The 6713-nt window shown below is 57.7% G+C and carries 4 protein-coding genes and 1 tRNA gene; 4 read left to right on the top strand and 1 reads right to left on the bottom strand.

Features of this window, described 5'->3' with window-relative positions; genetic code table 11:
- The first annotated feature begins 347 nt into the window (after window positions 1-347).
- From AAAX32_RS02860 to AAAX32_RS02850, 3 genes are all read left to right on the top strand, one after another.
- The gene (locus tag AAAX32_RS02860; protein ID WP_349099940.1) at window positions 348-2789 is read left to right on the top strand and encodes a hypothetical protein; all 2442 of its coding nucleotides are present in this window, start codon (window positions 348-350) and stop codon (window positions 2787-2789) included.
- Between the two features lie 92 nt (window positions 2790-2881).
- A tRNA-Ser gene (locus AAAX32_RS02855) sits at window positions 2882-2972 on the top strand.
- 176 nt (window positions 2973-3148) lie between these two features.
- Entirely contained in the window at window positions 3149-4300 is a 1152-nt protein-coding gene (locus tag AAAX32_RS02850) for a TM2 domain-containing protein (protein ID WP_349099939.1), read from the top strand.
- Between the two features lie 161 nt (window positions 4301-4461).
- Here the strand turns inward: AAAX32_RS02850 and AAAX32_RS02845 are convergent, their stop codons facing one another.
- A complete protein-coding gene (locus tag AAAX32_RS02845) occupies window positions 4462-5802 on the bottom strand; it encodes a D-alanyl-D-alanine carboxypeptidase family protein (RefSeq protein WP_349099938.1) in 1341 nt (446 codons plus the stop codon).
- 197 nt (window positions 5803-5999) lie between these two features.
- Between AAAX32_RS02845 and AAAX32_RS02840 the strand changes: the two genes are divergently transcribed.
- The gene (locus tag AAAX32_RS02840; RefSeq protein ID WP_117716623.1) at window positions 6000-6695 is read left to right on the top strand and encodes a response regulator transcription factor; all 696 of its coding nucleotides are present in this window, start codon (window positions 6000-6002) and stop codon (window positions 6693-6695) included.
- Window positions 6696-6713 lie beyond the last annotated feature (18 nt).

Raw genomic sequence — 6713 nt, 5'->3', positions numbered from 1 at the left:
ATTGAAAGCCTCCGGCAACGGGGGCTTTTCTTTTATGGCAACACCGCATGGATTCGAACCTCGGTCGAGGCGCGGGCGTAAAGAAAACGCGGAGCGTTTTTAGCCCGCGGGCGAGCACGCCGGCAGGCGGGCGAAGCCGGTGCGGATCCGCGCAGCGGATGCGCGGAATCCTATACGCCGCACCATTTGAGATTAAAGCTCCCGGCAACGGGGGCTTTTCTTTTGCGCCAGCTTGAGTGCTTTTGTCCAAAGGGACGATTTCCTGTCGACTCGTGTAAGATTCCGAGTAGATGTCGCGACTTATTCGCGACCACTCCTTCTCAAGCGACCGATCAGGGTGATATTTCGTGGCAGAGCGTCCGACATACAAGCTCAGGTTTCTCGATCCCAAAAAGCGCTTTCCGGCCATGCCCGAGCAGCCTGCGGGACGCTCGTATGGCGTGGTTTGGAAGCTCTTTGGCGAGGACCCGCATGAATCATGCTATGTCGTTGAATTCGTTGGCAAAAGCCATGTGTCGCTTTTGGGCTACGTAAGCGTTTCGGGTGAGGTGTACAAGGTGGACCGCCCCGTTAGCGAGGCTCCGCTGCCCAACGATCCCGACATGGAACTGGTCCTTGACGAGTCGGACTCCGGTATTGGTGAGATTATGATGAGGGGAGCAAACGGCACGATGCGCGCGTGCGCGCGAACCGTCGGCTCTCCCGAAGGTCCCATGCGCGAACAGTCCGATCACGAGACATGGAATTCGACCCGCTCCCTTCCTTACGGCGAGTTCATGGCATCGATGTTCCTGCGCTACGTGATATTCGCTGACTCCGAAAATACCATTGCGAGCACGGCGGACGCCGACGGACTCGACGAGGGTATGCAAAACGTTGTCGACAAGATCAAGCTCGTAAAGTTGCCCGAGCCGGTCGAGGTGTTTTTGGGCTTTAACACGGCACCGCTCCCTGATGCTATCGAGACGCTGCTTTACCGCGTTGATCATGCCGAGAATCCGAGCGGTATCGAGCGTTATGCCGCCGCCCTTATGAGCGAGGTCGACTTGCCCCGTCTGCGCACCATCGCCGCTAAGTCCGAGATGAGCCTGGCTCGCATTGATCGCTCAAAGCTTTTCTATCTCAATTTTGACCGCAGCCTGTTGGACCAGGACGAAATTGACATGCTGCTTGCCATCGAGTGCCGTCTCAACCGCCTCTCCGGCATCCTTGAGCGCATCGGGGCCGGATTGGTCCCTGCGGCATCCTCGCCGAGCCTTGAGGGCTGTGCGCTCTTTGATGCGTGGCATATCGCCAAGACGACCAACGATGTTCCCCGACTGCTCGATACGGCCTCGAGCGATAACCCGTGGGGCAAACCGGGTACGGTGGCTTGCCAGCCGGGCGGTGAGTGGGATGTGCGTACCCGCTTCGCGCGTATTGTCGAGGCACTTAACGTGGTCACACGGCTCGACTATACCTATCGGGCAAACGCTGCCGAGGGGATTATGCTCGTTCGGTTTGGGCAGTCTGTCGTGGATGCCATGCCGCAACGTGAATACGATGCTCAAGATGACGCCTGGCGCGAGCTGGACGAGGACACGCGCGCGGTCTGGGCCGCGGAGCACGATGCGCGCGTGGCACTCACGCTTGCGGCAGCGTGTTTTGCCGCGGGCACCTGCATCACGCGCTGCTATGTGCAGATTGCTGCTCCCGACAGTGAGCAGGGCGAGCGCGTTGTCGCAACGTATTTCTTTGGGCGCGCGGCCTATCTGGCCGATTGCGTGCCTGTCGCCAAGGATCTTGAGAGTATGGACATGGACGATATGCCGTGCAAGCGTGTACTTGAGGCGTATGAGTCAACTGCTCCGGAGACGATTGAACCTGCGGAGGTTCATGCTCGTCCGCGTGATGACCATCGCATGCTGCCGCCGGCGCTGCGCGACCTGCTGCTTGCCGATACGGCTGACGAGTTGGAGGTCATGGAAGAGGACGACGACCCATACGTGGCCCGTGTTGTTGAATTGCGCGAGCAGGCAAAAGTCGACCGTACAGGTGCTTTTGAAGGCTTTTCCCGTCTTGTTGAGGAGTTGGAGGCTAAGTGCGCCGTCGCCGAGCTTTTGGCGACAGGTCCGGTTCAAACGCAGTTTTGCGATAACCAGCTGGTGCGCATGGTGCTACCGGTGTTGGAAGAAGACCGCTCTGTGCGAATCCTTCGTGCGCCCGATGCGCTGTACTTTGCCCAGCACGAGATCTGCAGCTTTTACGCCGAGCAAGAGGACTTTGAACGAGCACTGCCCGAGGTGCGCCATCTTTACGATCTGGCGCGCTCGTCCATGCAGTCGCACTTTGCGCTCATCAACGTGCTTGCGCGTCTGGAGCGCTTTGACGAGATTATCGAGGTGGCGCGCCACGGCCTACGTATTGCCAGCGATCGTTCTGCAATCGGCTACCTGTTCTATCGCTTGGCGTTTGCCTATTGGAATTGCGATCAGCTCGACCTGGCGCTGGCTTGTTACCGTCTGGTGCCGCGCGGCGAGGAGTCGGGCAGCAGCGCGCTGGAAGAAATGCAGGGCCTTATGAACGAGATGGGCGTTAGCGAGCCTCCGACGTTCGAGGAAGCGGTCGAGACCATCCACAAGGCTGGACTAGAGCTGCCGCCAGTGTCCGCCGTGACGAATCAGCTGGCAGATGCCGCTGTGCAACTGGTCGACAACGGTTTCTTTTTCCTGGCGCGCGGTTGTATCTTCCAAATGTGGCGCACCATGGGCAACGACGAGCTCGGCTCCCTCAACCGCTCGCTGGGGTAGGCGAAGCTTTCAAGAAGGAAAGGCTGCTAGGCAATTAGAAAATTTCCTCTTGCCCATCCTTGGCTGTTTGGTTACTATAGAACGGCTGTTACGGAGAGCTGACCGAGAGGCCGAAGGTGCTCGCCTGCTAAGCGAGTATGCCCCAAAAGGGCATCTGGGGTTCGAATCCCCAGCTCTCCGCCAGTACGTATTTGAAGAAGGGTCCCATTTGGGGCCCTTTTTTATTATCAAGAATGGCGGCTGGGGATTAGAGTCCGAGAGGGCGTGAACATTAGGCAAACACGGGGCGCTTGAAAACGGGGAGACCCAGACATGCTCGTGCACCCTGGTGTGGGGTTCCGAGGGGATGGAGTAAAAATATGGTAAAGGTCGGGCTGCGTAAGCCGAATCTAAAGACATCACTCAAGGCAAGAACGACCGGCAGAGCGAAGCGTGCGGTAAAGCGGGCGATAATCCCCGGCTATGGTAAGAAGGGCATGGGGTGGATCAAAAATCCGAAGAAGGCTGCTTACAATGCCGTATACAGTAGAACGACCGTCGGAGTTGGGGATGTCGCTCGCGCCGTTGCTAAATCAGGCGCTCGGAGCTCGGCGTCAAGGACGTCCTCAATTACTGTTTCATCGCATGAAGTTACACCTTTGGCGAAGTCTGAACAGAAATCTCTCACTCGAGAGATTACGTCGGTTGACAGGGCAAACAAGGCGCTTTTGCTATGCTTCCTTCTTGGGTGGTCGGGCGCTCATAGAGCGTATGCACGGATGTGGGGCAGCTTCTTTCTATATCTCTTTACCTTTGGCCTTTTTGGATTTGGTTGGCTGTTTGATATTGTGAAACTACTGATGAGACGCTCCGAGCTAAGGCGTCTCGGCGACAGTGATCCGACTCAACAGCAAGCGCCATGTTCCGTTGATTCTACATCCGATCGAAATGTCTCCGACTCCGGAAATTGGGAACAGCGTGGAGATGGGGAGGTTGCGGCTCGGCTAGAGCTTCAACGTAAAAACCGTACCTATATGGAAGAAAACGGCATCGATGTGGAGATGTTTACCGAGGAAAAGGTCGCGGCGGACGCCTTGCGAACCATTGAGTCGGTATGCCCGTGCATGCTTAGGTTTGACCGAGGCATGAGCGAAGAGGAGCCAAGCATCAGCTTTTGCTCTCCAACAAAGACGGGGAAAATGCCCAAGAATGTCGTCGAGGCCCGCATTTACCATCAGGACGTGAAGCTATTGATGGATTCCCACGGCTTCGAATTGCCGGAGTATGGTGACAGCATCAATGTCATGATTAGCTATCTAGCTGATGGGCGCATAAATAAAGTCGATATCCATGGGTTCCATAATGGCCACTCCGTTAGCGTCTCCATTCGCAGGCGGAGCGACGATCTTGTTATGACGAGTGCGGGCACCATCGGAGAAACGGGTGCCTGGCAATCGCTGTGTCCTGGGGCAGATCCCTCAGCTGGGGATCTGTTCAGGGCCTTGACCAAGGAGGTCGAAAGGATCTACTAGCATGCCCGGCGGACCCGTTTTCAAGGTCTGAAAAGACACAGCGAAGGTAAACGGCTAGCAATGTCGCTTTGGTGATTCTGGCGCATCCCGTTTAAGGGGTATTCAAAAAGAGGCGCCCCGTTGGACGCCTCTCCAATCTCAAATGCAATGTTCCCCCAGCCCTACACCTCGGGCGCCTTGGCGACGGTCTCGCTTTCTGCCGTGAGTGGGCGGTTGTCGATGCGACGGCCCAAGCGATCGAGCTTCACGAGTAGCCATTCAATGGGATTCGGCCCTGCGCCTTCCTCGTCGGCAACCAGATCCATAACGGCGATCTTGGTGCCGTCCTGCTTGAGCGTAACGCTGCCCACCTTGTCGCCCACATGCACCGTGCCCGAAAGATCGTCGTAGCTAACCTTTTCGGTCACCTCGCCGGCAAGGGAAAACACGGTCGCTTGCGCCGTAGGATCGGCGAGTGTGGCGTCGATCGTCTTATCCGTCCAGTCGGTTTGGCCAATGCGCGCCATAAGCGGGTTGCCGTTGGCGGTCTTTTCCTGCGTGTTGGCGATTGCGACCGTCACCTTGTGACCGTAGTACCAATTGGCAAGGGTTGCGGTATCGGTAAAGCGCTGGTCGGTGGTGGTGGAGTTCAAAACGACGGTGTAGATCTCGTCGCCATCGCGGTTGTAGGCACCCGTAAAGCAATAGCCTGCATCGTCGGTGGTGCCGGTCTTGCCACCGATGTTGCCATCTTGGCCCAGCAAATAGTTATGCGTGTCCATGGAATGCGAATGGTCGGTGCCGTCGGCGCCCGTGACCTCGATCCAGGAATCCTCGCTCGCTACGACCTCGCGGATCGTGTCGTTCTTCATGGCCTCCTGCATCATCAGCGCTACGTCGTGTGCGGTTGAGTGCATATCGCCAGCCCACTCATCAAAGTCCAGACCATGCGGGTTTTCAAAAAGCGTACCGGTGCAGCCGAGCTTCTTAGCGCGCTCGTTCATGGCCTTCACAAAGGTTGCCTCGGCGTCTTTGGTCTTAGGCTCGATCTTCTTGCCCACATATTCGGCGAGCACGACGGCGGCGTCGTTGCCCGAGGGAATCATCAGGCCGCGCAGTGCCTGCTCCACGGTAAGCTCGTCGCCTTCGAGCAAGCCGGCGGTCGAATTACCCACGGTGGCTGCGGCGTTGCTCACCGTGACCTTCTCGTCCATCTTGCAATTCTCGACGGTTAGGATTGCGGTCATGACCTTGGTGATCGAGGCGATTTTGACCTGCTCATCGGCGCCGCGCCCATAGTAGACGGTGCCGTCTTTGCCCATGACGAGCGCATTGGTCGCATCGATATCGGGCAGGTTTTCTGCCGTGATGCCGCGCGCATCGGCGGTTTTGCCGCAAACATTGTCGGTCGTGAGTACTTGGGCGCCGGCGACGGTGGGCACGCCAGCGGCAAGGGCGATAGCGCAGACAAAGCCGGCGGCAAGCTGGGCTGAGCGCTTTGCAAAAGAGGTGAGGGACTTCACAGATTTCGCTTTCGACGGGATGGTCTCTTCTGGAACTAGAGTATATCGTTTACCGGTGTCGGCGATCATCGCGTGCGTGCGTGGCCCACATCCGCGCCCGAACGGGCACAAGGGTGCTTAAGGCTGACTTAATCACCCACGCTTGTTGTGTGTGGCATGCGCCCCCTCGGGCATAATGGAGCGCGAGAGGAGCACGCATGAACGAGCGCATTTTGGTAGTTGATGACGAAAAGGCCATCGCCGACTTGGTTGGTATCTACCTTACAAAAGAAGGCTTTGACGTACAGGTCGCCTATAGCGGGGCCGATGCTGCCAAGGCAATCTTGGAGCAGGAGTTCGATCTGGCGCTGCTGGATGTCATGCTGCCCGATATCGATGGGCTTGAGTTGCTGCGTACGATCCGTTCCAGCCATACCTATCCCGTGATCATGCTGACGGCGCGCGATGCCCAGCAAGACAAGATCGAGGGCCTTTCGCTTGGCGCGGACGATTACGTGGTTAAGCCGTTCCGCCCGCTGGAGCTCATCGCGCGCGTGCACGCTCAGCTTCGTCGCTACACCAGCTACGGTAGCCGTGCACAGGCGGCCGAGTCGCCGACCATCCAGTTCGACGGCCTGGAGATCAACCGCGATGCCCGTTCCGTAACGGTGGACGGTGCGCCGGTTCGCCTCACGCCCATCGAGTATTCCATCTTGCTGTATCTGGTCGAGCATCGCGGCAGTGTGGTGGCCGTGGAGGATCTGTTCCGCGCGGTGTGGAACGAGGATTTTATGCCCGGCTCCAACAATACGGTGATGGTGCACATTCGCCACCTGCGCGAAAAGATCGGTGACGACGCTCAAAAGCCGCGCTTTATCAAAAACGTCTGGGGCGTCGGCTACATAATCGAATAACGCCTTTGATGGTGGGGA

This window comes from Collinsella sp. CLA-ER-H3, assembly GCF_040092425.1.
Taxonomy (GTDB): domain Bacteria; phylum Actinomycetota; class Coriobacteriia; order Coriobacteriales; family Coriobacteriaceae; genus Collinsella.
This window is presented reverse-complemented; position numbering and strand designations above follow the sequence as displayed.